Annotated in this window: 22 protein-coding genes and 2 tRNA genes; 7 read left to right on the forward strand and 17 right to left on the reverse strand. The window is 59.7% G+C overall.

Going from position 1 to position 25078, the window contains the following annotated elements; genetic code table 11:
- Window positions 1-22: 22 nt before the first annotated feature.
- A complete protein-coding gene (locus tag QOM08_RS05880; protein ID WP_139051024.1) occupies window positions 23-1141 on the reverse strand; it encodes a TIGR00730 family Rossman fold protein in 1119 nt (372 codons plus the stop codon).
- 451 nt (window positions 1142-1592) lie between these two features.
- Between QOM08_RS05880 and QOM08_RS05885 the strand changes: the two genes are divergently transcribed.
- Window positions 1593-1787: a hypothetical protein gene (locus tag QOM08_RS05885; RefSeq protein ID WP_160891688.1), complete on the forward strand. Its 195-nt coding sequence runs from the start codon at window positions 1593-1595 to the stop codon at window positions 1785-1787.
- Here the strand turns inward: QOM08_RS05885 and QOM08_RS05890 are convergent, their stop codons facing one another.
- Window positions 1788-2210 (reverse strand): PA3611 family quorum-sensing-regulated virulence factor, encoded by a 423-nt coding sequence (locus tag QOM08_RS05890; protein WP_047230027.1) that lies wholly within the window; start codon window positions 2208-2210, stop codon window positions 1788-1790.
- 181 nt (window positions 2211-2391) lie between these two features.
- Here QOM08_RS05890 and QOM08_RS05895 point away from each other — a divergent pair, with 181 nt between their 5' ends.
- The 3 genes from QOM08_RS05895 to QOM08_RS05905 all read left to right on the forward strand — a co-directional run bounded on the left by QOM08_RS05895 (window position 2392) and on the right by QOM08_RS05905 (window position 4445).
- Window positions 2392-3135 carry a tRNA-uridine aminocarboxypropyltransferase gene (locus QOM08_RS05895; protein WP_316912699.1) on the forward strand — a complete coding sequence of 248 codons (744 nt, stop codon included), beginning with the start codon at window positions 2392-2394 and terminating at the stop codon, window positions 3133-3135.
- Between the two features lie 224 nt (window positions 3136-3359).
- Window positions 3360-4013, forward strand: a complete 654-nt coding sequence (gene erdR / locus QOM08_RS05900) for a response regulator transcription factor ErdR (protein ID WP_047230029.1) — start codon at window positions 3360-3362, stop codon at window positions 4011-4013.
- 69 nt (window positions 4014-4082) lie between these two features.
- Window positions 4083-4445 (forward strand): diacylglycerol kinase, encoded by a 363-nt coding sequence (locus QOM08_RS05905; RefSeq protein WP_139051022.1) that lies wholly within the window; start codon window positions 4083-4085, stop codon window positions 4443-4445.
- 11 nt (window positions 4446-4456) lie between these two features.
- On the opposite strand, the gene QOM08_RS05910 is transcribed toward QOM08_RS05905, so the two are convergent.
- On the reverse strand, window positions 4457-5383 hold the full coding sequence (locus QOM08_RS05910) for a LysR family transcriptional regulator (RefSeq protein ID WP_160891692.1): 927 nt from the start codon (window positions 5381-5383) through the stop codon (window positions 4457-4459).
- A gap of 121 nt (window positions 5384-5504) precedes the next feature.
- Between QOM08_RS05910 and fpr the strand changes: the two genes are divergently transcribed.
- Window positions 5505-6284 carry a ferredoxin-NADP reductase gene (fpr, locus tag QOM08_RS05915; protein ID WP_003184787.1) on the forward strand — a complete coding sequence of 260 codons (780 nt, stop codon included), beginning with the start codon at window positions 5505-5507 and terminating at the stop codon, window positions 6282-6284.
- 207 nt (window positions 6285-6491) lie between these two features.
- On the opposite strand, the gene tsaA is transcribed toward fpr, so the two are convergent.
- The 5 genes from tsaA to rimO form a co-directional block, all read right to left on the reverse strand.
- The gene (gene tsaA / locus QOM08_RS05920; protein WP_139051066.1) at window positions 6492-7190 is read right to left on the reverse strand and encodes a tRNA (N6-threonylcarbamoyladenosine(37)-N6)-methyltransferase TrmO; all 699 of its coding nucleotides are present in this window, start codon (window positions 7188-7190) and stop codon (window positions 6492-6494) included.
- Window positions 7191-7261: 71 nt separating this feature from the next.
- Window positions 7262-7723, reverse strand: coding sequence for a DUF1456 family protein (locus QOM08_RS05925; protein ID WP_092401030.1), 462 nt, complete (start codon window positions 7721-7723; stop codon window positions 7262-7264).
- A gap of 62 nt (window positions 7724-7785) precedes the next feature.
- Window positions 7786-8496 (reverse strand): rRNA pseudouridine synthase, encoded by a 711-nt coding sequence (locus QOM08_RS05930; RefSeq protein ID WP_047230034.1) that lies wholly within the window; start codon window positions 8494-8496, stop codon window positions 7786-7788.
- Between the two features lie 73 nt (window positions 8497-8569).
- Window positions 8570-9043 carry a GNAT family N-acetyltransferase gene (locus QOM08_RS05935; protein ID WP_047230035.1) on the reverse strand — a complete coding sequence of 158 codons (474 nt, stop codon included), beginning with the start codon at window positions 9041-9043 and terminating at the stop codon, window positions 8570-8572.
- Window positions 9044-9200: 157 nt separating this feature from the next.
- On the reverse strand, window positions 9201-10541 hold the full coding sequence (gene rimO, locus QOM08_RS05940) for a 30S ribosomal protein S12 methylthiotransferase RimO (RefSeq protein ID WP_047230036.1): 1341 nt from the start codon (window positions 10539-10541) through the stop codon (window positions 9201-9203).
- A 334-nt stretch (window positions 10542-10875) separates the two neighbouring features.
- Between rimO and QOM08_RS05945 the strand changes: the two genes are divergently transcribed.
- Entirely contained in the window at window positions 10876-12717 is a 1842-nt protein-coding gene (locus QOM08_RS05945) for a potassium transporter Kup (protein WP_410479136.1), read from the forward strand.
- 39 nt (window positions 12718-12756) lie between these two features.
- On the opposite strand, the gene QOM08_RS05950 is transcribed toward QOM08_RS05945, so the two are convergent.
- From QOM08_RS05950 to QOM08_RS05970, 5 genes are all read right to left on the reverse strand, one after another.
- A protein-coding gene (locus tag QOM08_RS05950) for an IS3 family transposase (RefSeq protein ID WP_316911973.1) occupies window positions 12757-13979 on the reverse strand; the annotation gives its coding sequence in 2 pieces (ribosomal slippage) (window positions 12757-13628 and window positions 13628-13979; 1224 coding nt in all).
- Between the two features lie 253 nt (window positions 13980-14232).
- Window positions 14233-15516, reverse strand: coding sequence for a virulence factor family protein (locus QOM08_RS05955; protein WP_316912701.1), 1284 nt, complete (start codon window positions 15514-15516; stop codon window positions 14233-14235).
- Window positions 15516-18158: a bifunctional lysylphosphatidylglycerol flippase/synthetase MprF gene (gene mprF, locus QOM08_RS05960; RefSeq protein ID WP_316912702.1), complete on the reverse strand. Its 2643-nt coding sequence runs from the start codon at window positions 18156-18158 to the stop codon at window positions 15516-15518. The genes QOM08_RS05955 and mprF overlap by 1 nt, the downstream gene beginning before the upstream one ends.
- Window positions 18159-18310: 152 nt before the next feature.
- Window positions 18311-18387: transfer RNA gene (locus tag QOM08_RS05965), tRNA-Met, on the reverse strand.
- Window positions 18388-18641: 254 nt separating this feature from the next.
- Window positions 18642-18718 (reverse strand) — tRNA-Met (locus QOM08_RS05970).
- 282 nt (window positions 18719-19000) lie between these two features.
- On the opposite strand from QOM08_RS05970, the gene dinB reads away from it, so the two are divergent.
- Window positions 19001-20062: a DNA polymerase IV gene (gene dinB, locus QOM08_RS05975; protein ID WP_139051016.1), complete on the forward strand. Its 1062-nt coding sequence runs from the start codon at window positions 19001-19003 to the stop codon at window positions 20060-20062.
- 177 nt (window positions 20063-20239) lie between these two features.
- Here the strand turns inward: dinB and QOM08_RS05980 are convergent, their stop codons facing one another.
- The 4 genes from QOM08_RS05980 to QOM08_RS05995 all read right to left on the reverse strand — a co-directional run bounded on the left by QOM08_RS05980 (window position 20240) and on the right by QOM08_RS05995 (window position 25047).
- Window positions 20240-21193: a hypothetical protein gene (locus QOM08_RS05980; protein ID WP_139051015.1), complete on the reverse strand. Its 954-nt coding sequence runs from the start codon at window positions 21191-21193 to the stop codon at window positions 20240-20242.
- Between the two features lie 17 nt (window positions 21194-21210).
- The gene (locus QOM08_RS05985; protein ID WP_316912703.1) at window positions 21211-22926 is read right to left on the reverse strand and encodes a proline--tRNA ligase; all 1716 of its coding nucleotides are present in this window, start codon (window positions 22924-22926) and stop codon (window positions 21211-21213) included.
- 130 nt (window positions 22927-23056) lie between these two features.
- Window positions 23057-24622 carry an AmpG family muropeptide MFS transporter gene (locus QOM08_RS05990; RefSeq protein WP_047228430.1) on the reverse strand — a complete coding sequence of 522 codons (1566 nt, stop codon included), beginning with the start codon at window positions 24620-24622 and terminating at the stop codon, window positions 23057-23059.
- A 44-nt stretch (window positions 24623-24666) separates the two neighbouring features.
- Window positions 24667-25047, reverse strand: coding sequence for an MGMT family protein (locus tag QOM08_RS05995; protein WP_171061418.1), 381 nt, complete (start codon window positions 25045-25047; stop codon window positions 24667-24669).
- Between the last annotated feature and the right edge of the window lie 31 nt (window positions 25048-25078).

The following is a 25078-nucleotide window of genomic DNA, read 5'->3' on the forward strand; positions in this document are numbered from 1 at the left end:
AGCGGGCCGTTTTTTTATGGACTCAGGTCACCTTGATCGGCTCCCAGGTGAGGGGTTGGGCCTTGGTGGCGGGCTGGGCCCAGTTTTCCGACAGGTTGATGTAATCCACCAGTTCCCTCAAACGACCGTGATCGCGGGCATTGAAGGTAAAGGCCAGTCGGGTCAGATGGCTGAAACGGGCCTCGTCGTGTTCCTCGCCGGCGTAGGCGTGTTGATGAAAACAATCGTTGAGGCACAGGTCGGCAAACTCCGCCTGCAAATGCCCAAGGGCCTGCTCGTTCAGCTTGTGATTCATACGGATCACGAATTGATGTTTGAGCCAGCGGCTGGAGTGGAAGTTGCTGTAAAACTGATTGATCTCCTCTACTGCCTCTTGAGCGCTGTACACCAGGCGCATCAACTTCATATCGGTGGGCAGGATGTAGCGGTTTTCTTCCAGTTGCTCACGGATGAAGTGCAGGGCGCCTTGCCAGAACTTGCCTCCCGGTACATCCAGCAGCACCACCGGCACCAGCGGGCTTTTACCGGTTTGCACCAACGTCAGGACTTCCAACGCTTCATCGAGGGTGCCGAAACCGCCCGGGCAGAGCACCAGTGCGTCGGCCTCTTTGACGAAGAACAGCTTCCGGGTGAAGAAAAAGTGGAACGGCAGCAGATTCTGCGTGCCGTCAACGGTCGGATTCGCATGCTGTTCGAAAGGCAAGGTGATGTTGAAACCCAGGCTGTGGTCCCGGCCAGCGCCTTCATGGGCGGCCGCCATGATGCCACCGCCGGCGCCAGTGATGACCATCATGTCCGAGCGTGCCAACTCCGCCCCCAGTTCCCGGGCCAGGCCGTACAGCGGATGTTCGATGGGCGTTCGGGCCGAACCGAAGACCGTGACCTTGCGTCGGCCCTTGAATTGTTCGAGCGTGCGAAAAGCGTGCTCCAGTTCTCGCAAGGCCTGCAGCGTGATCTTGGCATTCCAGCGGTTGTGATCTTCCTGGGCCATGCGCAGGACGGTCAGGATCATGTCTCGGTAGATGGGGAGGTTCGGGCTGTTGGGGGAGACCAGGTTGAGTTGCTCTTCGACCTTGCGGGTGAGGTCGTGTCCATGGTTCTCAAAATGACGACTCAGCAAGTCATTCGGTTTGTAAGGCATTCAGCTTCTCCTTCTTGGCAAAACCCCAGCCCGAACGAGAGATTCGTCAGGGCCACGACACTCCGTGTGTCGTTGTCAGCCCAGGACCGTGCCTGGACGTTCGACCTGGTTCGACGCGGCGTGCGACAGGCGACCAAGCCATCCTGCGGGTTCTGCGTTTCCCTTGTATGAAAGAACTGTCACGCGCAAAGGTGTCGGTAGGGCAGCCTCGTTCTGCCTTAAGCAAAAGAGATACTTTTGAATCTAGTCCCTCGCGCGGATCTTCGCTGTCTTGATCATGGCGCTCAAAAAATATCGTTGGCAACCGCTCAAATGTCATGCCGCTCGTCAGATTGCCAACTAGGTGCGTGCCGCTCTGATTAACTGATTAGCAAGCATTCAATGCTATGGCGCGTCCAGGACTGGACGCTGCGCGATGGATTGAAGTGGATCGGGCATGGAGGCGGGACTGATGACCAGAGTAACTTTGGAGCTCGACAAGCAGTTATACCTGACGCTGTTGAAAGCGGCTCATGCTAATCGGGTAAGCCTCGAGGAGGAGTGCTGTCGCCGGTTGGAAGGCCGAGCATGGCGCTCGCGCTACCTGCAGGCGCTGGTGGCGGAACTGCGCGCCGACGATGAGCAGCGGCGCGCCAGTTCGGGTTGATTATTTTTTGGTCTTGGCCGGTTTCGGGCAGTCGGATTCCTGGAAGCGCTCAGTCGCAATGGGGCGATTGGTCTTAACTTCGGTGAACTCGTAGCGCATGGTCGCGCCTTGGGCCATCAATTTGCGCAAGCCTGGGTTGGTACACACGGTGGCACCCAGCTGGAAATATACGGCCTTGGGGTCGGCCCGCATTTTCTGGGCGTGGCTGCTTTGCACGCTCAGATGATTGATCAGCTCAGTGCCTTCTACGGTATAGCCCTGGTCGAGAATGTCCTCGTTGATTGCCCGGGGCGTGCCGGCGCTGCTTTGCGCGGCTACATTGCGCAGCATCTTATTCAGTTCGAGTTCTTTCAGCGAAGCGGCCTGTGCGGTGACGGACGTCGCCAGTAGCACGGCAACGGTGGGGACGATAAGGCGCAGCATGAAACTCTCCTGGTTCAGTGACTGGTGGTTCGACCGGTCACATGGCTGTGCGTTCAGTGGTGGCGAATTATAGGGTAGGCCGGGTGGACGGTACAGGTTTGCGCGCTCTGGTAGACTGCCGGCCTTTATCCTGCCGAGTTTTGTTCGTGTCGATTTTCCCTGCCTGTCGGCGTCGCCTGCGATGAACCATGCCCCTAACGCCGTAGCCCGTCTGCGCGACCTGCGCATCGATGAAGGTATCAAGCCGATTCAGGCCCGTGGCTGGCGCGCGCCCCGTTGCAGCGCCTGCCGGGTGATCGAGAGCCATTGCCTGTGCGCCTGGCGTCCGAGCGTCGAGGCTCGTTCGGGTGTCTGCCTGATCATGACCAACAAGGAAGTGTTCAAGCCGAGCAACACGGGTTGGCTGATTGCTGACGTAGTGCGCGACAATCACGCGTTCATCTGGTCACGCACCGACGTCGACGAACAACTGCTGGCGCTGCTCAACGACCCGCAATGGCAGCCATATCTGGTGTTTCCCGGTGAGTATGTCGACCCATCGCGGGTCACACATACCGTCAACCTCGATCAGGGCAAGCGTCCGTTGTTCATTCTGCTGGATGCGACCTGGACCGAGGCGCGCAAGATTTTCCGTAAAAGCCCGTATTTCGACCGTTTGCCGATTCTGAGCCTGCTGCCCGACAGGCTGTCGCGCTACCGCTTGCGCCGCTCGACTCGCAGCGAGCATCTGTGCACCGCCGAAGTGGCGGCGTTGTGTCTGGAACTGGCTGGGGACAGTGACGCTGCCTCGGCCCTGGATGCCTATTTCGATGTGTTCAGCCAGCATTACCTGGGTGCCAAACGACAGCAGGAGGTGGATGTGTCCACTGCGGCCCACGCTGAGTTGCAGCCCTTTATTCGTACGGCGCAGCCAGTGTTGGCTTAATAGTGGCCCATACTGAACACGGTAGCGGCCGTGCTGCTTGACCACCCCGGTTTCGCTGGGCATGCTTGGCGCCGATTAGGGTACGGCCAAGGTTTGAAACGCCGTGTTTTTACGTGTTGGCGTTGAACGTACCCCTTTGATGCCGCGGCATGTCGGTATCTTGAGTTGCTTGGGCAAGGCGTGAGTGCATCAGGCCTGCCATTAAAAACAGGATCATTTGAAAAATGGCCACATACGAAATCCTGATAGCCGATGACCATCCGCTCTTTCGCAGCGCGTTACATCAGGCGGTGACCATGGGGCTGGGCCCCGATGTCCGACTCACGGAAGTGGCCAGTATTGCGGAACTGGAGGCCCGGCTGACTGAAAAGGCCGATTGGGATCTTGTGCTGCTGGATCTGAACATGCCGGGCGCTTATGGTTTTTCCGGGCTGGTCTTGCTGCGCGGCCAATACCCGCAAATTCCTGTGGTGATGGTATCGGCCCAGGAAGAAGCTTCGGTGATGGTCAAGGCCCGGGAGTTCGGCGCCAGTGGCTTCATTCCTAAATCCAGTTCCCTTGAGATGATCCAGGTAGCCGTCAAGGCGGTCCTGGATGGCGATGTGTCCTGGCCTCCCCAGGCATTCGAAGCTGTGAGCGTGTCCGACGAAGCCAAGGCCGCCAGCGAAGGGCTGGCCAGCCTCACTCCGCAGCAGTTCCGCGTGTTGACCATGGTGTGTGAAGGCCTGCTGAACAAGCAGATTGCCTATGAGTTGAACGTGTCCGAAGCCACCATCAAGGCCCATGTCACTGCAATCTTTCGTAAACTGAATGTGCGCACCCGGACCCAGGCGGCCTTGCTGCTGCAGCAACTTGAGTCCATTTCACCGCAATCGTAGCGTTTTGTTCACGCTTTTTTGACCGGGTTTGAATTAGCTTCTCCACCCCTTTTGATCAGTTGCCCACTTATGTCGCCTTTTAAAGGCCAAACCGGCCTGAAACGCATCCTCAACGCCTCCGGCTATTCTCTGGACGGCCTGCGCGCGGCCTTCGTTGGTGAAGCCGCGTTTCGTCAGTTGGTCTTGCTCAACGTCATCCTGATTCCGTTGTCGTTCTTCCTGAATGTCAGCCGTGTCGAGCAGGCGCTGCTGATTGCGGTCTGCCTGCTGGCATTGATCGTGGAGTTGCTCAACTCGGCGGTGGAGGCGGCCATCGACCGCATTTCCCTGGAGCTGCACCCGTTGTCGAAAAATGCCAAGGACATGGGCAGTGCCGCTCAGTTCGTTGCTTTGAGCATGATTGCCTTGGTGTGGGGCCTGATTTTGCTCTAGTGCCCCGGCGCTCAGGCAATGGGGGGCAGGACGATTTCGTCGCTGCGCTGCACGCCAGCGGTGAATGCCCGGCACAGTTCGAGGAATTCGCGCATGGCCGACGTCTGGTATTTTTGTTTGTGCCAGATGAAATAAAACTGCCGGGCCAGGTCCATGTCCGGGGTTTCCACGGCTACGAGACTGCCGCGCCGGAAGGCGTCACGCAGGGCCAGGCGTGAAATGCAGCCAATCCCCAGGCCCGATTCCACGGCTCGCTTGATGGCTTCGGTGTGTTCCAGTTCCAGACGCACGTTCAGCGCACTGCGATGGTGACGCATGGCCTGGTCGAAGGTCAGGCGGGTGCCGGAACCTTGCTCCCGCAGAATCCACGCCTCATGGGTCAGTTCCTCCATGCTCGCCTGGCCGCGTTTGGCCAGCGGATGTTGAGGGGCGCAAAACACCACCAGTTCATCCTCGACCCAGCTCTGGACCTCGATGTCCGGATGGCTGCAGTCGCCTTCGATTAGACCCAGATCAATTTCATAGTGAGCAACCTGGTGCACGATATTGGCAGTGTTTTGCACATGCAGCTTCACCTGGCTTTCCGGATGACGCTGCATGAAACTGCCGATCAGCAAGGTCGCCAGGTAATTGCCGATGGTCAGGGTGGCGCCCACCGCCAGTGAGCCGAAACCGGACTTGCCGTTGAGCAGGTCTTCGATCTCCTTGGATTGGTCCAGCAGCGCCACGGCCTGGGGCAGCAGTTGTTTGCCCAAGGCATTGAGACTCAGGCGTTTACCGGCGCGGTCGAACAATTGGCAGCTGGACTGGCGCTCCAGTTCGGTGATGGAGGTGCTGGCCGCCGACTGCGAAAGATTGAGCAGGCCCGCGGCACGGGACACGCTCTCTTGCTGGGCGACGGCGACGAAGACTTGAAGTTGACGTAGAGTAAATCGCATATCGATATAACCGATAACCCTTATCTTAATAATTCATTTAACAGATATTGTCGCCGCCATTAGAATGCGATGCAATTGCGCAAATTAACGACGCAGGCATCATTCCCAGGAGTCCCCGTACATGAGCAACATGAACCACGAGCGTGTCCTCAGTGTTCATCACTGGAACGACACTCTGTTCAGCTTCAAGTGCACCCGTGATCCGGGCCTGCGCTTCGAGAACGGTCAGTTCGTGATGATCGGCCTGCAGCAGCCCAACGGCCGCCCGCTTATGCGCGCTTACTCGATCGCCAGTCCGAACTGGGAAGAGCATCTCGAATTTTTCAGCATCAAGGTGCCTGACGGCCCGTTGACTTCCCAGTTGCAGCATCTGAAGGAAGGCGACGAGATCATCATCAGCAAGAAGCCCACCGGCACCCTGGTGCTGGACGATCTCAAGCCTGGCAAGCATTTGTACCTGCTGAGCACCGGCACTGGGCTGGCGCCATTCATGAGCGTGATCCAGGATCCGGAAACCTACGAGCGTTTCGAAAAAGTGATCCTGTGCCACGGCGTACGGTACGTCAATGAAGTTGCCTACCGCGAGTTCATTACCGAACACCTGCCGCAGAACGAATTCTTCGGCGAAGCGCTGCGTGACAAACTGATCTACTACCCGACCGTTACTCGCGAACCATTCGAGAACGAAGGCCGCCTGACCGACCTGATGCGCAGCGGCAAGCTGTTCCGCGACATCGGCCTGCCGCCGATCAACCCGCAGGACGACCGCGCCATGCTGTGCGGTAGCCCGAGCATGCTCGACGAGACCAGCGAAGTGCTCAACAGTTTCGGCCTGACTGTTTCGCCACGCATGCGTGAGCCGGGTGATTACCTGATCGAGCGGGCGTTTGTAGAGAAGTAAGCCTCGGTTTATGCGGTGGTTGATCGATCGCCATCGCGAGCAGGCTCGCTCCCACAATGGAATATGTGGGAACACAAATCTTGTGGCCACTGAAGTTCAAAGGTGGGAGCGAGCCTGCTCGCGATAGCCGCAACCCGGTCTGCAGTTACCCATGAAAAAGCCCGCGCTACCTGAAGAAGGCAGCGCGGGCTTTTTCGTTTCTGGCGGTTACGATTTCGCCGGAATCACTTCCAGCACCTTGATCACCCCGGGCTGCGGATAATGCCAACGCACATCCAGATCCCAGAACTGCGCACCATATTCCCGTTCGGGCGTGGGAATCTGGTACGCCGGACGTGGGTCTTGGGCCAGGCACTGTTCGATCAGCTCCACCAGGGGTTCTTCCAGGCGCTTGGCGTGGTCGCGGGCCTGATGCAGGGCAGAGCTGGCCCATCGCACCGCAATCAGCTCAGGCGCTGCGCTGGCGATGTTGTTGTGCGCCGAGCCGATGATGTCTGCGTAGGGCACGTAGGGTTTGATATCCAGCACTGGGGTTCCGTCCAGCAAGTCGATGCCCGAGATCCACAGGCGCCCGGCTTCGACCCGCTCCAGTTTCACCACCGACTGGCCGATGCCGTTGGGGCGATGGGTGGCGCGAGTGGCGAACACCCCCATGGACTTATTGCCGCCCAGACGCGGCGGGCGCACTTTCAGCCGTGGCTTGTCTTCCAGGGCCTGGTGGAACAGGAACAGCAGCCAGACATGGCTGACCTGCTCCAGGCCCTGCACCGCATCGCCCTGATCGAATGGCGCCACCAACTCCAGCACACCGCGCGCGGCCGGGGCCAGTTGCGGTTGACGGGGAATGGCGAACTTCTCCTTGAAGCAGGAGCGGACGTAGCCGATGGGGGAGACGTTGTAGGCCATTTCAAGAGCTTCAAGTTGCAAGCTGCAAGCTGCAAGTTATGAACTTGTCGCTTGAAGCTTTTAGCGGTTGTTTAAGCTCTGACGCGCAGCGTCAGCCCCTTGAGGAAGTTGCGCAGTAACTGGTCACCGCACGGGCGGTAGTTGGTGTGGCCGAACTTGCGGAACAATGCGCTCAGTTCCGGCTTGGACACCGGGAACTCCGCGGCCTTGAGGATGGCGTGCATGTCGTCTTCCTTCAGTTCGAAGGCCACCCGCAGCTTCTTGAGGATGATGTTGTTGGTGACCGGCACTTCGATTGGCTGCGGTGGACGGCTTTCGTCCTTGCCGCGCTTGAAGATCACCAGGCCGTCGAGAAAATGCGCCATGACTTCGTCAGGGCAGAACACGAAGCCTTCTTCCTCGTCTTTCTTGAGGTAACCCACCAGATCCGCCATGGGCACTTCCAGGCCACCCAGTTTGATGATCTCGATGACTTTTTTGTCGCTGATGTCGAGCATGTAGCGCACGCTGCGAAGTACGTCGTTGTGAACCATGTGTGCAATCCTGATCAATCGGCAGTGGGCACCGCAGCTCGGTGCGGCGCCGGAAAAAGAAACTAGAACTTCTCTTTGGTGGACAGGTAACGCCACTGGCCCAGGGGCACCTTACCGATGGACACGCCGCCAATGCGGATGCGCCGAATGGCCACCACCTTGAGGCCGACCGCCTGGCAAAACAGCGCGATCACCCCCGGTTGCGGGTTCTTCATGGCAAAGCGCAAGCGGTTCTCGTTCTGCCAACTGGCCTTGACCGCCGGCAACTCCTTGCCTTTGTAGGTCAGGCCATGGTTCAGGCGATTGAGGCCATGGGCGACCATTTCGCCTTCGACTTCCACCACGTATTCCTGCTCGATCTTGGCGGCATCGGCGGTGAGCTTGCGCAGAATCTTCCAGTCCTGGGTGAACACCAGCAACCCACTGGCGTTGGCCTGCAGGTCGGCACTGGCGGTCAGGCGCAGAAAATGGCCCTTGAGGGGGCGCTTGCCGAAGCGGTGTTCTTCGCTCAGGGTCTGTGGTCCAAGGGACGCCATCGCCGTGTCTGCATCCATGCCCGCCGGGGCGTTCAACAGAAGGGTGACCGGCTCTGGCGCGGTGGCCTTGGCCTCGGGGTCGAGTTCGACTTTCTGGGTAGTGACCTTGAACTGCGGTTCGTCGATCACTTCGCCGTCCACGGTGACCCAGCCGCCCTCGATGAACAGCTCAGCCTCCCGACGGGAACAGCCGACGAGTTCGATGAGGCGTTTGGAGAGACGAATCGGGTCAGTCATGACAGGGCCGTAACAAAAAGAGGGTGGGCATTGTACCTGCCTGGCGCCGGTTAATCGCGGGTCCATTTGCCTTTTAGCCGCGTTGGACCTTCAGGTCGGGCTGTTTGTAGCGCATGTGCAGCAACGGGTACGGCTGGTTCATGCCGTCCTTTGCCGAACGGCCGACCACTTCGAAGCCTTGCTTGAGGTAAAAACCCAAGGCTTGCGGGTTCTGTTCGTTGACATCCAGTTGATCGGCGTTCATGTGCTCCATGGCATAACGCAACAGCTGTTTGCCCAGGCCCTGGCCACGGTGTTGCGGGTCGATGAAAAGCATCTCGATCTTGCCGGCTGCGACGCCGGCGAAACCGGTAATGCGCTGGCGAGTGTCCCGGGTGCAGATGAGCATGACCGCGTCCAGATAACGGGTGAGCACCAGGTTCTTCAACAGTTCGATGTAGCTGTCCGGCAGAAAATCGTGGGTGGCGCGTACCGAGGCCTCCCAGACCCGGGTCAGTTCCTGATAGTCGCTGGATTTCGGTGTGTGGATGACCGAATGCTGACGCATGCCCGCCTGCTCCTTGTGCTGGATATCTCCATACGATAGCTGCAAAAAAGCCTCGCATCTTGTGAGGATGGCGAGGCTCTTCAATTTTTCGGCCTGTAAAAGAACCTGTGGGAGCTCGGCTCCCACAGGTATCACATTGAGTCTGTGAAGCAGCAGCTCAACCGATCTGTTCAGCCCACAGATCGTATTCGTCAGCGTCGGTCACCTTGCACCAGACCTTGTCGCCCGGCTTGAGATTGCTGCCGTTGTCGATGAATACGTTGCCATCGATTTCCGGGGCGTCGAAGAAGCAGCGGCCCACGGCGCCTTGTTCATCCACTTCATCCACCAGTACTTCGATTTCACGGCCGATGCGCATTTGCAGGCGCGCCGAGCTGATGGCCTGCTGGTGCGCCATGAAACGCTCCCAACGATCCTGCTTGACCTCGTCCGGCACCACATCCAGGTCCAGGTCGTTGGCCGGTGCGCCTTCGACGGGCGAATACTGGAAGCAACCGACGCGGTCGAGCTGGGCTTCGGTCAGCCAATCCAGCAGGTACTGGAAGTCTTCCTCGGTTTCGCCAGGGAAGCCGACGATGAAGGTCGAGCGAATGATCAGGTCCGGGCAGATCTGGCGCCAGTTCTTGATGCGGGCCAGGGTCTTGTCTTCGAAAGCCGGGCGCTTCATGGCCTTGAGGACTTTCGGGCTGGCGTGCTGGAACGGGATGTCCAGGTACGGCAGGATCTTGCCGGCGGCCATCAGCGGGATCAGTTCGTCGACATGCGGATACGGGTAGACGTAATGCAGGCGGACCCACACGCCGAGGGTGCTGAGGGCTTCGCACAGTTCGGTCATGCGGGTTTTCACCGGCGCGCCGTTCCAGAAGCCAGTGCGGTATTTCACGTCGACGCCATAAGCGCTGGTGTCCTGGGAGATCACCAGCAGCTCTTTGACGCCGGCCTTGACCAGGCGCTGGGCCTCATCGAGCACATCACCCACCGGGCGGCTTACCAGTTTGCCGCGCATCGAGGGGATGATGCAGAAGCTGCAACTGTGGTTGCAGCCTTCGGAAATCTTCAGGTAAGCGTAGTGGCGCGGGGTCAGCTTGATGCCTTGCGGCGGCACCAGGTCGATCAGCGGGTTGTGGTCCTGGCGGGGCGGCACTACGTCGTGCACGGCATTGACGACCTGCTCGTACTGCTGCGGACCGGTCACGGCCAGCACGCTGGGGTGCACGTCGCGGATATTGCCTTCTTCCACACCCATGCAGCCGGTCACGATGACCTTGCCGTTTTCCTTGATGGCTTCGCCGATCACTTCCAGGGACTCGGCCTTGGCCGAATCGATGAAGCCGCAGGTGTTGACCACTACCACGTCGGCGTCCTGGTACGTGGATACGACGTCATAACCTTCCATGCGCAGCTGGGTCAGGATGCGCTCGGAGTCGACCAGAGCCTTCGGGCAACCCAGGGATACGAAGCCAACCTTGGGGTTGGCCGGCGCGGTAGTGGTGGACATGTCTAACCTCGGTGTAGGGGAGATCGTCTCTTGTGGAGACAGGACGCTTGACGCGCCTCTGATCAAAAAGTGCGCAATTCTAGCGGTGCTGGAAGCGCTTGACCAGCTTTATACGGGGAAAAACGACGAGTGCTGCGCTATGCTTCGCGCCGTCCAGCGCAACTGAATCTCTACAGTCAATCATTTGTCTGTAACAGGAAGTAAGGTGGCGTGGACGCAAGGTCAATCAGGGTGCTTCTTTCCAGCGGCGCGGATCAGGTAGTGGGAGTGTTGGATGGAGCAGGCAGAGAGTCAGGTGTCGGGTGCCGGGCATGCAGCGGCCAGGCCCGTGGGAATGTTGGTGGCCGCCGCGGGGGTGGTCTATGGCGACATCGGCACCAGTCCCTTGTACACCATCAAGGAAGTGTTTTCCGGTCAATATGGTGTGCAGGTCAACCATGACGGAGTGTTCGGGATTCTGGCGCTGATCTTCTGGTCGCTGGTCTGGGTCGTCTCGATCAAATACGTGCTGTTTATCCTGCGCGCCGACAACCAGGGCGAAGGCGGCATCATGTCGTTGACCGCGCTGGCCCGGCGGGCGTCCACCCCTTATCCCCGGTTGCGTTCGGTGCTGGTGATTCTCGGGCTGATTGGCGCCTCGTTGTTTTACGGTGACAGCATGATCACCCCGGCCATTTCCGTATTGTCGGCCGTGGAGGGTCTGGAAGTGGCCTTTGATGGGCTGGATCACTGGGTTGTGCCGATGGCGCTGGTGATTCTGGTGGCGCTTTTCCTGATCCAGAAACACGGGACCGATCGGATCGGTAAATTGTTCGGGCCGGTCATGGTGCTGTGGTTCGTGGTCCTTGGCGGCCTGGGCATTCATGGCATTGTCCAGCATCCGCAGGTGCTCGAGGCGTTGAACCCAGCCTGGGGCGTGCGCTTTTTCATGGTGCATCCGGGGGTTGGCGTTGCGATCCTGGGGGCCGTAGTACTGGCCTTGACCGGCGCCGAAGCCTTGTATGCGGACATGGGGCATTTCGGCCGCAAACCGATTGCCCGGGCCTGGTTCGTCCTGGTGTTGCCAGGACTGGTGCTCAACTATTTCGGTCAGGGCGCCTTGCTGTTGGAGAACCCGGAGGCCGCTCGTAACCCGTTTTATCTGTTGGCCCCAGGCTGGGCGCTGGTGCCGCTGGTGGTGCTCTCGACCCTCGCCACGGTGATCGCATCCCAAGCGGTGATTTCCGGCGCGTTTTCCCTCACACGCCAAGCCATCCAGCTCGGCTATATCCCGCGCATGTACATCCAGCACACCTCCAGCGCCGAACAAGGGCAGATCTACATCGGCGCGGTGAACTGGGCGTTGATGGTTGGCGTGATCCTGCTGGTGCTTGGCTTCGAGTCGTCCGGCGCGTTGGCCTCTGCCTATGGCGTGGCAGTGACCGGCACCATGCTGATCACCAGCATCCTGGTGTCGGCGGTGGCGTTGCTGCTGTGGAAATGGCCACCTCTGCTGACGGTGCCGTTGCTGGTCGGTTTTCTATTGGTGGACGGCCTGTTCTTTGCCGCCAATGTCCCGAAAATCCTGCAGGGCGGCGCATTTCCGGTGTTGGCGGGGATCGTGTTGTTCATTCTGATGACCACGTGGAAGCGCGGGAAGGAACTGTTGGTAGATCGGTTGGATGAAGGCGCTCTGCCGTTGCCGGTATTTATCAGCAGCATCCGCGTCGAACCTCCCCACCGGGTCAAGGGCACGGCGGTTTTTCTCACTGCCCGCCCGGATGCCGTGCCTCACGCGTTGCTCCATAACCTGTTGCACAACCAGGTGCTGCACGAGCAAGTGGTGCTGCTGACGGTGGTGTACGAAGACATCCCCCGGGTGCCGCCGCAACGGCGCTTCGAGGTGGATTCCTACGGCGAAGGTTTCTTCCGGGTGATCCTGCACTTTGGTTTCACTGACGAACCGGACGTGCCACAGGCGCTCAGGCTGTGTCATCTGGATGAGCTGGACTTCAGCCCGATGCGCACCACCTACTTCCTCAGCCGCGAAACAGTCATCGCTTCCAAGCTTGAAAGCATGGCCCGATGGCGCGAAGTGCTATTCGCCTTCATGCTGAAAAACGCCAACGGCAATTTGCGCTTTTTCAATTTGCCGCTGAACCGGGTGATTGAACTGGGGACCCAGGTGGAAATGTAGCCTGTCTAGTCCTGAAATAGGTTTACACCTGTTTCAGTCTCAAAACGCCCGATGCACCGCATCGGGCGTTTTGTATTTCAGGGCCAAATGAGGTCGCTTACGGTTATAGATTTCTATCGATTCCTCAACCATGCGCTTGGCTTGGGCGAGGTCTTTGGGACGGTGTAAAAGAAATTCTGTTTTCAGAATCCCATTCACTCGTTCCGCTAGGGCATTCTGGTAGCAGTCGTAGCCATCCGTCATCGAACACCTGACGCCATGCTTGGCGTGCAGCTTTTGGTAGAGATCAGAGCAGTATTGCGAGCCCCGATCGGAGTGATGTACCAGTGGCTGATTGGTTCTTCGGTGTCGAAGAGCTTTCGTCATCGCCCGGATGACTGACTCGGTATGCAGGCTTTCATGCACATGATGGCCGACTATTTTGCGCGAGAACGCATCAGTGACCAGACTTACGTAAGCGACGCTTTGCTCGGTCGGTAAATAGGTTATATCCGCCACCCACACCTGTTCCGGGCCGGTGGCAGTGACTTGGTCAGGGCCGGGCTTGAGCCGATTCGGATGTCGACGGAAGCGATGATGACTGTCGGTAGTCTTGTGATAAGCGCGTTTGCGTGGGACCAGTTGTCGATGGTCTCGCAGAATATCGAACAATCGATCTCGGCCTACCGTTTGCGTTAGTTCAGGTTCGGCTTGCATTAGCCCATGCAGCTTACGGGTGCCCAACCGAGGCATTTCAAGGCGTGCCTCCAGCACAAATCCCAGCACCTTTTGCGCATGGCTAGTTTGCGCGTCGTAAGCTCGATTGCGCTTGTAATACGCCTGCCGTGAGATGCCCAGAAACTGGCAAGCCCTGGTGACACTCAGGCCTTCGATTTGCCCTTGGCTGAGGACTTGCCGGATCGCTTTTTTACGACAGAAACACCGTAATCGTTTTTCAGCACGTCAACGACAGCTTCAAAAAATTGGGCTTTCTGGTTGGCAAGGGCCAGCTTTTCTTCCAGCTCCTTGATTCGCTGCTCTGGTGTCAGCGGCAAATTTGGCTCGGCCATCGGTCGGTTCCTCTGGGCACGAATGGAGGCGCCTTGGCTCCAGTCCTGCCGCCCATGCTTGCGTAACCATACCAACACAGTCGACCGGCCCTGAATCCCATAACGCCGTTGAGCCTCTTTATAACTCAGTTCGCCCTTTTCAACCTGATCGACAACCGCCAATTTAAAGCCCAGCGTGTAATCACGCTGACTACGCCTTCTTCCTGAATCCATTGGTTCCTCCTGAGGAGAGGTCAGAAGGTGTAAACCTTATTCAGGACGAGACAGCCCAAACAAAAAAGCCCCCGTTGCCTTGTGGCAGCGGGGGCTTTTTGGTGGATCACACAATACCGATACCTACGCTAAACCCTTGTGGGAGCGAGCCTGCTCGCGATAGCGGTGGATCAGTTGATGGCGATGTTGACTGTGCTGTCGATATCGCGAGCAGGCTCGCTCCCACCTGGGTGGATCAAATAAACCCATCTGCTCACGGTTGGGTCGCCTTGTTCTGACGTTTGTTGATTTCGTCCACCAGGCGCTTGGCCAGCGCCGGATAGTTCTCGTCGAAATGATGGCCACCAGGCAGCTGGATGGCTTCGCCCACCGCGGTCTTGTCGGTGCAGCCACTTTCAGCCGCTTCTTCTACGCCGTAGATGCACACCACTTTGTCGGCGGGCAGCTTGGCCATTTCCGGGCCCGTGGCAGCTTCGGTGCCGGCATTGCCGAGCCAGCCTTCGACTTCGATCTCGAAGCTGCCGGTGCGCGCGAAGGCCAGCAGGATGATTGCGTCGACCCCTTGCTGCTCGCTGGCCGGAAGGCGATTGTAGATTGCCGGCAGTACGTCGGCGCCAAAGGAATAACCGGTCAGGATGAAGTGCTTGGTGCCCCAGACCTGACGGTAGTGCTGCATCAGTTCGGTGAGGTCCTGGGCGCTTTGTTCCGGGCTCTTGTGCTGCCAGTAGTAGCGCAGGGTGTCGATGCCGACGACCGGGTAACCGATCTTGGCCATTTCTTCGGCCACGTCCCGATCCAGATCCCGCCAGCCGCCGTCTCCGGAGAGAAACAGCGTCACGGTGTCCCGGGCCTGGCTGGCCGGCACTTCCACTACGGGAATGCTCAGGCCGCTCTGGTCGGTGCCTACCAGGATCTTGTGCAGTTCGTTGTTCAGCACCTGTGGCAGGTTGATGTCGTAGTTGCTGATGCTGGTTTCAGCGTTCGGTTGATCCCGTACGAAACCGGCGCTGGTGTCGTCGGGGTTGTCATTCCAGGCCACCAGCCAGTGGCCGTGGGCCGCGCTTTTAGGCAGCAGGTGGGTGCAGCCGGGTTTTTCCAGGGCCAGGTCCACCGAGACGGCCTGGGCCTTGTCGTTCTTCTGCTCCGCCAGCCAGCGCCAGGCCAGCACGGCTCCGGGGCCGATACCGCTGACCAGCGTTGCCGGCCCCTGGAGCTGCTTCAGGCCGGCCTGCAGGGCACGGCCTTGCAGCATGCAGTCCTTGGGCAGGATCACCTGGACGATTTGCGCCGAGCCGCTGCGGCTGAGGGTCAGCAATTGCGTGTCGCTGAGTTTTTGCTCTTCGTTGACCGCCACCAGCACTTGGGCGCGGGGCGGGGTGCCGGGAATGATCCGGGTCATGGGGGCACCGTCGACCGGCGTCAGCTGTTCAAGGGGCGGTTGCGGGGCAGGGCGGTTCCAGTACCAGTAACCGCCACCGAGAATCACCGCCACCACCAACAGGGTGGCCACTACGTATCGCCAGGAGCGTTGCATCATCAGCGTTTCACCAATCCAGTCAGGCCGCCTGCAATCAGGGCGGCGGTATCGGCCAGGGCTACCAGCGGATCGAGTCCGGCGGGCACGGCCATGTAACGAGGTTCCCAGTCAGGCTGGAATTTATCTTTGAAACGGCGCAGGCCCTGGAAGTTGTAGAGCTGTTCGCCACGGCGGAACACCATCGAACCCAGGCGCTGGGTCAGCGGTGCGCCGCGTCGCGGTTGCAGGCCCGACAGGGGGACCATTCCGAGGCTGAAGCGGGCATAGTCGTGGGCTTTGTAATGCTGAATCAGCCCGACCATCATGAATTCCATGGTCAGTTTCGGGGCGTCGGGATGGGCGCGCATCAGGTCGAGACTGGCCAATTCATGGCTGTGGGTCTCCAGCAGATTGGCGAACGCCACCGGGCGGCCTTCGAAACGAATCACTGCGATGCGAAAATGCTTGAGGTAGTCGTCGCTGAACCGGCCAAGTGAAAAGCCTTTTTCCCGCACGTTCTTGCCGGTCAGCCAGGCGTCGGAAATGACCTTCAGCTCATCCATCGGTGCCTGGCCCGGTTCGTGGATCTCCAGCGACAGGCCGTCCCGGGTGCCGCGGTTCCAGGTGTAGCGCAAGTCCTTCATCTCTTTGCCCTTGGCTTCGAGATCGAAATGCTTGAGGTCGACCCGTGCTTCTTCACCCAGCTTGATCGCGGTCAGGCCGATGTCCATGTAATACGGCAGGTTCTCGGCGCGAACCTGATAGAACACCGGGCGCGCATGATGGATATCGCACAGGTCGCGGAACTGCCAGATCATTTCTGCGCGTTGCTGGGTAGGGCCGATCGGGTCGTACAATGCCACCAGACTGCGGCCACGGCGGGCATACATCAGAAATGCTTCGTCGTTGGGATGAAACAGCAATGCCTTGTCACCGGTCAGGGCCAGGCCGCCATCGGCTTGTGAAGAGGCCATGAGAATCTTTTTGGCTCGCTCCAGTTCTTCTGCCGCCGGCAGCTGGATCACCGGGCGGGCGGTACGCAGCAGCCAGGTAAGGGACACCACCACCAGCAGCACCGCCGCGCCCAGTAGTGAGCGCAGACCACGAGGGGCGTCGGCATCGAGGGTGAATTGCCACCACAGTTCATGGCTGTAGGGCACGTCCTGGTATGCAAACAGCAACAGCCAGATTGACGCGCCGAGCACGCATAGGCTGGCAATCAGAAACAACGGCGAAAATGGCAACTCGGTCAGGCGACTCGGACGATAAAACGAACGCCGGAACACCGCCAACAAACTGGCCGTCAGCGTCAGCAGCGTGGCCTCTTCCCAATCGAAGCCCTTGAGCAGTGAGAGCAGGGCGCCCACCAACAGTAAAACGGTGGTCAGCATCCAGGCGGCGGACAAGCGACGGCGCAGACCCTGGGCGAGCAATAGGCACAACACGCCCACAAGGCTGGCGCCCAGGTGCGAGGCGTCCACCAGCCGATGAGGGATCAGGAAACCAATGTGCTCCAGGCGAGTATCGATTTCCGGGGTCACGCCGGAAAACAGCAGCACCACGCCCGAGAGGAACACCAGCACCGCCAGGATCGGCGCCGCCAGGCCCGACGCTACCCGCAGGGACTGGCGGGCCTGGAACAGCCGTTGCGCCTCATTGATCAGCAACAACACACAGGCCACCAGCATCGGCAGCAGGACATAGATCAAGCGATACAAAAGCAGGGCGGCGGCCAAAGGCGCAGCCCCCAGTTTGTCGGCGAAGGCCGCCAGCAGGATCGCTTCGAACACCCCGACCCCGCCCGGTACATGACTGAGTACGCCGGCTGCCAGCGCCAACAGGTACACCAGCAGGAATGCGCCGAACGGTGGTGTTTCGGGCAACAACAAGTACAGCACCGTGGCGGCCGCCGCGACATCCAGCGTGGTGATGATCAGTTGCAGGAGCGTCAAGCGTCGGCCCGGCAGGCGCAGGGTGCGGCGCCCGGCCTTGATCAGCAGGCTGTCCCGATAGGGCTGTTCTGGCAGGCGCCGACGATAGATGCCGATAGCCAGCGCACAGGTGAGTAGCAGCACCGCGACGCAGATCGCTCCCAGCCAGGTGGCCGGCAAGTGCAGGGCGGCGGAAGCGGCGGGCAGATCACTGAGGGTTGCCAGGGCTGCCAGCGGCGGCAGTGCACAGCCCAGGGACAGGCTGGCGAACAGGGTCATGTGGGCGACATCTGTCGCGCCCAGGCCATGGCGGGCATACAGCCGGTAGCGAACCGAGCCCCCCGACAATAACGAGAGCCCGATGGCGTTGCCGATGGCAAAAGCGCTGAATCCGCCCAGGATCAGCGTTTTCGCGGGCAATTTCACACCGGCATAACGGCTGGCGGACCATTCATAGCCCAGCAAGATGACGAATCCGACGACCGTCGCGGCGACTGCACCGAGCAGGGCTGAGCGCGGCACCTGCATGATCGAGTCGTGCAGGGCGTACAGATCGAGCTCGCTCAGCAGGTGGCGACAGGCAATCAATGCAAGGGCGAACAACAACAGTGTGACGGCGAGGCCGATAGGCTGACGGTACTGACTGATACGCTCCAGCCAGCGCAAGCGCCCGGCCTTGATCGGTTGTACCGCAGTAACAGTGTCTTGTGGGGCAGACGAGTGAGCGCGCATCAATCACCTCTTGAGCTATGCGCGACAGGATGGGGGCAACCCGCTCAGTTACCAATCCCTGCTGAAAAAAATAATTACAAAATATTTGTCATGAAAACTTTTTTCGACAGGCGCAAAAAAGGCCACTCTTTCGAGTAGCCTTTCTTGATGTTTGGTTGCGGGAGCCGGATTTGAACCGACGACCTTCGGGTTATGAGCCCGACGAGCTACCAGACTGCTCCATCCCGCGTCTGTGTGGCGGCATTCTACAGGCGAACGCCTGAGTGTCAACCGTTAAAAGGTGGTGAGGTCAAATAAACGGCCAATTCGTCGCCAACCGAGCTAAACACAAGAAATCAAAAGGAAATTGTCCTACAAGCAGGCAGTCTGCATTGCGTCGCCGTGGGGTTGGGCGAGGTTCGCAGGTCTTCTCTTCACGGCGCCCTGCTCAAAAACAAACGGCCACAAAAAAGGCCACTCTTTCGAGTAGCCTTTCTTGATGTTTGGTTGCGGGAGCCGGATTTGAACCGACGACCTTCGGGTTATGAGCCCGACGAGCTACCAGACTGCTCCATCCCGCGTCTGTGTGGCGGCATTCTACAGAGGATCGGCTGGCTGTCAACCCTGGCGCCAGGAAAATCTGTTCAGCTTCAATTGCTTAGCCTAAGTCCTGAGCATTGTGACAGCGCTGTGACGCAAGCCTGGCAAGGGCTGGCGCTCTATTGGACGCTTCGCAACGATTGAAGAAATAAATTCACGTAGGCTTTTTCCAGCCGCAGTGAAGGATCTTTTCAACTACTGGTGCTATATACAGTTGTCGGTGCGATACTGGCGTTCCGACTTGTCGCACATCCGCTTCTCTTATGACGCAACGCAAAATCATCCACGTCGACTGTGACTGCTTCTACGCCGCTATCGAGATGCGCGATGACCCGCGGCTGGCCGGCAAACCCCTGGCGGTCGGTGGTTCGGCGGACCGGCGCGGGGTCATCGCGACTTGTAACTACGAGGCTCGGGCCTACGGTGTGCGCTCGGCCATGTCATCCGGGCACGCCTTGAAGCTCTGCCCCGACTTGACCATCGTCAAGCCGCGGATGGACGCCTATCGGGAGGCGTCGAAGGAAATTCATACGATCTTCAGCGATTACACTGACTTGATCGAGCCGCTGTCCCTGGATGAGGCCTACCTGGATGTCTCCGCCAGTACCCATTTCGGTGGGAGCGCCACCCGCATCGCCCAGGACATTCGGCGGCGGGTTTCCAATCAACTGCACATCACGGTGTCCGCCGGCGTCGCCCCCAACAAGTTTCTGGCCAAGATCGCCAGCGATTGGAAAAAGCCCAACGGCTTGTTCGTCATTACCCCGGATCAGGTCGAAGACTTCGTTTCGGCCCTGCCGGTGAGCAAGCTGCATGGGGTGGGTAAAGTGACCGCCGACAAACTGAACAGGCTCGGCATTGTCGATTGCCTGCAGTTGCGTCAATGGGACAAGCTGGCGCTGGTGCGCGAATTCGGCAGTTTCGGTGAGCGACTCTGGAGCCTGGCCCGTGGGATTGATGAACGTCTGGTGCACAATGACAGCCGTAGACAGTCCATCAGTGTGGAAAATACCTACGACGTCGATCTGCCTGATCTAACAAGCTGCCTCGATAAACTGCCGGAGCTGATGCAGTCCCTGAGTGGGCGCATCGCCCGGATCGACAGTAGTTATCGACCGGGCAAGCCGTTCGTCAAAGTGAAATTCCACGACTTCACTCAGACCACCTTGGAGCAGGCCGGGGCAGGGCGCGATCTGGGCAGTTACCAGTTGCTATTGACCCAGGCATTCAACCGCGGCGGCAAGCCGGTGCGTTTGTTGGGGATAGGGGTACGGCTGGAGGATCTGCGAGGCGGGTTTGAGCAGTTGGAATTGTTTGAGCGGTGAGGCTGCCACTTACATGAAGGCTTTGCCGGCTCTTGTGGCGAGGGAGCTTGCTCCCGCTGGGCTGCGCAGCAGCCCCAGAAACAGTTGATTCAACTTATCTGGCACACCGAGGTGGCAGGTTTGAGGGCCGCTGCGCGCCCCAGCGGGAGCAAGCTCCCTCGCTACAAGGTTTTGCTGCTAGTTCGCTCCTGGATCCGCCACCAAGCGCCCGCCATCATTGGTCAGGGCTTTGAGGAATTCGGTCTGTAACTCCGGATCATTGCGGGTCAGTTCGATCAGGCTCTGTTCCAGCTCGCTGGCCTCTTCTTCAAGCCCCAACTCCGACAGCCGCTTGACCCGATGAACCCACTGGCTCACCTCGTCATCTTCCAGATCGTCGTAGATCAACCCATGGGCTTCCACCAGCTTGCTGCGCAACGTGCTGCTGATGCTCAGGGACGAGTCGGTGTGTACCTCATCCAGGGCGTCCGTCACGCTGATCTGCAACTTGCCGAAGTGGCTCAGATCATGCTCGGCGAACGGGCTTTCCAGCAGATTCAAACGCAACACGCCATTGCGGTCGGTGCTCAGTTCGAAGGTTTGCCGGGCAGCCTTGACCTGTACCGGGCGTTCGCTCCAGGGCAGGCTCGTGTGTTCGACGCGTTTGTCGCGTTGCACTTCGTCGATTCCGGCCAGGTTCTGCTGGGCGCGGCCATGGGACGGCACGTTCATGAATGGATTGAGCCCGGCGAAGCCGTAGCTGATCCAGTCTCGAGTCGCGCTCTCTGGGAGGTTGCCAAGAGCGAACACATTGACCACATTGGCGCCGACACCCGCCACCACTGCCACCGCGCCCAGCGGAATTTCGTAAACTTCGCGCCAGGGCTGATACGGCGTATAGCGATCATAATGGCGGGTGACTTCGAATTCGGTGACTTCGAAGGTCTTCTGCTCATTGATCCGCACCCGACGTTGCGGCAGTTCGAGTACTTTGGGCTCGCCCACTTCGATATGCAGGCTATGGTCGAGCAGTTTGCGCTCGACCCGCTCTTCGTGCTCGCTGCGTTGCGACATTTGGTTGGCACAGCCGCTGACCAGCAGGGCGCCGCACAGCGCGGCGCCCCCGAGGCCTAAGGTGTTTCGCTTGAACATGACGTCTCTATCTGGTGTCAGCGGCGGATACGGGCCTGGAGGAACGACAGCACGTCAGCGACCGGCAGCGCTTGCGGCTCGGCCTCGGTGCGACTTTTGTATTCCAGGTTGCCTTCGGCCAGGCTGCGGTCACTGACGACGATCCGATGCGGGATGCCGATCAGCTCCATATCTGCGAACTTGATGCCGGGGCTGGTTTTTTTGTCGCGGTCGTCCAGCAGCACTTCGAAGCCGGCCGCCGTCAGTTCGGCGTAGAGCTTGTCGGTGGCTTCGCGAACCAGTTCGGTCTCGTAGCGCAGCGGCACCAGGGCAATCTGGAATGGCGCCAGGGCGTCGCTCCAGATGATCCCTTTCTCGTCGTTGTTCTGCTCGATGGCCGCGGCGACCACGCGGGATACGCCGATCCCGTAGCAGCCCATTTCCAGGGTCACCGGCTTGCCATTCTCGCCCAGCACTTCGCACTTCATGGCTTTGCTGTACTTGTTGCCCAGCTGGAAGATGTGCCCGACTTCAATGCCGCGCTTGATTTCCAGGACACCTTTGCCGTCCGGGCTCGGATCTCCGGCCACAACGTTGCGCAGGTCGGCCACGGCCGGAACCGGCAGGTCGCGCTCCCAGTTCACACCGAAGTAGTGCTTGTCATCGATGTTGGCGCCGATGGCAAAATCGCTCATCAGCTCCACCGAGCGGTCGATGATGATCGGCAGCGGCAGGTTCAGCGGGCCGAGGGAGCCGGCACCGGCGCCGATGGCATCGCGCAGCTCGGCGTCGGTGGCCATGACCAGGGGGCTGGCAACACCAGGCTGGTTGCCGGCCTTGATTTCGTTCAGCTCGTGATCGCCGCGGATGATCAGGGCGATCAGCTTGCCTTCTTCTTCGGCGCGCACGATCAGGGTCTTGATGGTGCGTTCGATCGGTAGGTTGTAGCCTTCCACCAGTTGAGCGATGGTCTTGGCGTTTGGCGTGTCCACCAGGCGCAGTTCTTCGGTCGGTGCAGGGCGGGAGGTTTCCCGTGGCACGGCCTCGGCTTTCTCGATGTTGGCGGCGTAGTCGGAGCCGTTGCTGAAGACGATGTCGTCTTCGCCGGACTCGGCCAGTACGTGGAACTCGTGGGAGCCGGCGCCACCGATGGAACCGTTGTCGGCTTCAACCGGGCGGAATTTCAGGCCCAGGCGGGTGAATACGTTGCAATACGCCTGGTGCATGCGGTCGTAGGTGACTTGCAGCGATGCCAGGTCGGTGTGGAACGAGTAGGCGTCCTTCATGATGAATTCGCGGCCGCGCATCAGGCCGAAGCGTGGACGGATTTCATCACGGAATTTGGTCTGGATCTGATACAGGTTGATAGGCAGCTGCTTGTAGCTGCTCAACTCGTTGCGCATCAGATCGGTGATCACTTCTTCGTGAGTCGGGCCTGCGCAGAAGTCACGACCGTGACGGTCTTTGATACGCAGCAACTCCGGGCCGTACTCTTCCCAGCGCCCCGATTCCTGCCACAGTTCGGCCGGCTGGGTGCCCGGCATCAACACTTCCAGAGAGCCGGCGGCGTTCATTTCTTCGCGAACGATGGCTTCTACCTTGCGCATCACACGCAGACCCATCGGCAGCCAGGTGTACAGGCCCGAGGCGAGTTTGCGGATCAGGCCGGCGCGCAGCATCAGCTGGTGGCTGATCACGACGGCGTCGGAAGGCGTTTCTTTCTGTGTGGCGAGCAAAAATTGACTGGTGCGCATGGTTGGCCGTTGTCGGTTGCTGATGACGAGAAGTGACGGAGCATTGTACGGGCGAGATGCCTTGGCGTACAGGCGCGTGGCCGGTCGCCAGGCATGAGCGCCGGTTTCGCCGGCGCTTGCTGGAAGTTTCCTACGATTCTTGCGCAGGTCGCGTGGGTGTCGGCTCCGGCTCCGAAGCCGAGCCTGAACCCTGGCGGCGGTTTTCCTGATACCAGTGCAAGGCAATCAGTAACAGGGTCGGAACCCCCAGCAAGGCGGTGATCAGGAAGAAGTCGTGATAGCCGAATTTCTCCACCATCACCCCTGAGTACCCGCCGATCAAGCGCGGCAGCAACAGCATGATCGAACTCAGCAGGGCGTATTGGGTAGCCGAGAACTTCAGGTTGGTCAGGCTCGACAAGTAGGCGACGAACGCCGAAGTGGCCAGGCCGGAGCTGAAGTTGTCCAGGGAGATGGTGACAACCAGCATCTGCAGGTTGGCGCCCATGTCGGCGAGCATCAAAAACAGGATATTGGTGCCGGCGGAGGCAACGCCGCCGATAAACAGGATCGGCAGGATACCGAAACGCACGATCAACAAGCCGCCCATGCCGGCGCCGACGAGCGTCATGATCAGCCCGAAAATCTTGCTGACGCTGGCGATCTGGTCCTTGGTGAAGCCTTGGTCGATGTAGAACACGTTGGCCATGACGCCCATGACCGTGTCGGACATCCGGTAGGTGGCAATCAGCCCAAGCAGCAACAGGGCCTGCCAGCGGTAACGCAGGATGAAATCGTTGACCGGTGTCAGCACCGGTGCCAGCCCGCGACGCCCCATGGCCGACAGGCACAGGGCGGTCAGGGTGATATAGAGGATGGCCCGCAGGAAGGCGCGGTCTTCGAGCAGCAGGTCCAGCAGGCTGACGCCTTCGAACAGGACACTGGCAAAGTCGGTGTTATAGAGCTGGGTGAACATCGCCGGTACCGACACCAGCAGCACGATGAGTACGAACACCGAGGCCAACTGGTGGACGAAGCTATAGCGACCGGCCTGCAGCTGGGTGCGTAGCGGCACCGGCGGTTCGCGCATGAATAGCGAGGTGAGCAGCGCAGGGACCATCAGCACGCCGAACAACAGATAGGTGCCTGCCCAGGCCGAGTGCTTATAACTGAAACCGGTGGAGCCGAACCCTTCGGCGAAGAACAGTGCGCCCGCGGTGGCCAGCAATGCCGCGATCCGGTACCCGGACATGTAGCTGGCGGCGAGGGCCGCCTGGCGGGTGTCGTCGGCGATCTCCAGGCGATAGGCATCGACGGCAATGTCCTGGGTGGCCGACGCGAAAGCCACGATCACGGCGATGGCGATCAACCATGACAGGTGCTTTTGCGGGTCGCAGAAGCCCATGCCGATCAGGCCGAGGATCACCAGAGCCTGGGAGAGCACCAACCATGAACGCCGACGGCCGAGTTTGCCCAGCAGCGGCAGGCGCCATTGGTCGAGCAGGGGCGACCAGACCCATTTAAAGGCATAGGCCAGGCCGATGAGGCTCGCGTAGCCAATAGTCTCGCGGGCCACGCCAGCTTCGCGCAACCAGACCGAAAGCGTGGAAAACACCAGCATGTAGGGCAGGCCGGCGGCGAAGCCAAGCAGCAACAGCACGAGCGTCGAGGGACTGGCATAGGCGGCGAGGGCGGCGCGCCAGGTTTTACGGGGCATGGGCTGGAGTCTGCCTCAAAAATTGCGAAAACAAAGCGCGCACTCTAACCGCTGTGCTCTACCGGGCGCCAGCCATGGCGCTGAATATCAACACGATTATTCAGGACACTCACCCCTTCCGTGCGCAGGCGCGCGCGTTGTTCATCCCCTGAAGCGCTGCCGGCCGGCAGGCTGATCCGACCGCCGGCAGCCAATACTCGATGCCATGGCAGCTTTGTGTCGTTCGGCAACTGACTGAGGGTACGCCCTACCCAGCGCGCCGCTCGGCCCAGACCGGCCATCTCGGCGAGCTGACCATAGGTCACGACCTTGCCGGCCGGCACTTGTGCCAGGGTCAGGTACAGGGTGGTGCGGCGGATCTGGGCGGCGTTCTCGGGGGCCGCGGGAGCATCAGTCACGTTCAGGTGTCCTGGGCAAGGGCGTATTGCCGTTTGTAGATTAAATCCCACAAGGCTG

Origin of the sequence: Pseudomonas sp. P105, assembly GCF_032614175.1 — a bacterium.
In the GTDB taxonomy this organism is placed as follows: domain Bacteria; phylum Pseudomonadota; class Gammaproteobacteria; order Pseudomonadales; family Pseudomonadaceae; genus Aquipseudomonas; species Aquipseudomonas rhizophila.

Excerpts from the sequence above, each read along its gene's own strand:
- tsaA (WP_139051066.1), bottom strand. The coding sequence starts at position 7,190 with ATGGCCTACAACGTCTCCCCCATCGGCTACGTCCGCTCCTGCTTCAAG.
- QOM08_RS05905 (WP_139051022.1), top strand. The coding sequence starts at position 4,083 with ATGTCGCCTTTTAAAGGCCAAACCGGCCTGAAACGCATCCTCAACGCC.
- fpr (WP_003184787.1), top strand. The coding sequence starts at position 5,505 with ATGAGCAACATGAACCACGAGCGTGTCCTCAGTGTTCATCACTGGAAC.
- dinB (WP_139051016.1), top strand. The coding sequence starts at position 19,001 with ATGACGCAACGCAAAATCATCCACGTCGACTGTGACTGCTTCTACGCC.
- QOM08_RS05885 (WP_160891688.1), top strand. The coding sequence starts at position 1,593 with ATGACCAGAGTAACTTTGGAGCTCGACAAGCAGTTATACCTGACGCTG.
- QOM08_RS05925 (WP_092401030.1), bottom strand. The coding sequence starts at position 7,723 with ATGGTTCACAACGACGTACTTCGCAGCGTGCGCTACATGCTCGACATC.
- QOM08_RS05980 (WP_139051015.1), bottom strand. The coding sequence starts at position 21,193 with ATGTTCAAGCGAAACACCTTAGGCCTCGGGGGCGCCGCGCTGTGCGGC.
- rimO (WP_047230036.1), bottom strand. The coding sequence starts at position 10,541 with ATGTCCACCACTACCGCGCCGGCCAACCCCAAGGTTGGCTTCGTATCC.
- QOM08_RS05955 (WP_316912701.1), bottom strand. The coding sequence starts at position 15,516 with ATGATGCAACGCTCCTGGCGATACGTAGTGGCCACCCTGTTGGTGGTG.
- QOM08_RS05935 (WP_047230035.1), bottom strand. The coding sequence starts at position 9,043 with ATGCGTCAGCATTCGGTCATCCACACACCGAAATCCAGCGACTATCAG.
- QOM08_RS05880 (WP_139051024.1), bottom strand. The coding sequence starts at position 1,141 with ATGCCTTACAAACCGAATGACTTGCTGAGTCGTCATTTTGAGAACCAT.
- QOM08_RS05945 (WP_410479136.1), top strand. The coding sequence starts at position 10,876 with ATGTTGGTGGCCGCCGCGGGGGTGGTCTATGGCGACATCGGCACCAGT.
- erdR (WP_047230029.1), top strand. The coding sequence starts at position 3,360 with ATGGCCACATACGAAATCCTGATAGCCGATGACCATCCGCTCTTTCGC.
- QOM08_RS05985 (WP_316912703.1), bottom strand. The coding sequence starts at position 22,926 with ATGCGCACCAGTCAATTTTTGCTCGCCACACAGAAAGAAACGCCTTCC.
- QOM08_RS05930 (WP_047230034.1), bottom strand. The coding sequence starts at position 8,496 with ATGACTGACCCGATTCGTCTCTCCAAACGCCTCATCGAACTCGTCGGC.
- QOM08_RS05990 (WP_047228430.1), bottom strand. The coding sequence starts at position 24,622 with ATGCCCCGTAAAACCTGGCGCGCCGCCCTCGCCGCCTATGCCAGTCCC.
- mprF (WP_316912702.1), bottom strand. The coding sequence starts at position 18,158 with ATGCGCGCTCACTCGTCTGCCCCACAAGACACTGTTACTGCGGTACAA.
- QOM08_RS05910 (WP_160891692.1), bottom strand. The coding sequence starts at position 5,383 with ATGCGATTTACTCTACGTCAACTTCAAGTCTTCGTCGCCGTCGCCCAG.
- QOM08_RS05895 (WP_316912699.1), top strand. The coding sequence starts at position 2,392 with ATGAACCATGCCCCTAACGCCGTAGCCCGTCTGCGCGACCTGCGCATC.
- QOM08_RS05890 (WP_047230027.1), bottom strand. The coding sequence starts at position 2,210 with ATGCTGCGCCTTATCGTCCCCACCGTTGCCGTGCTACTGGCGACGTCC.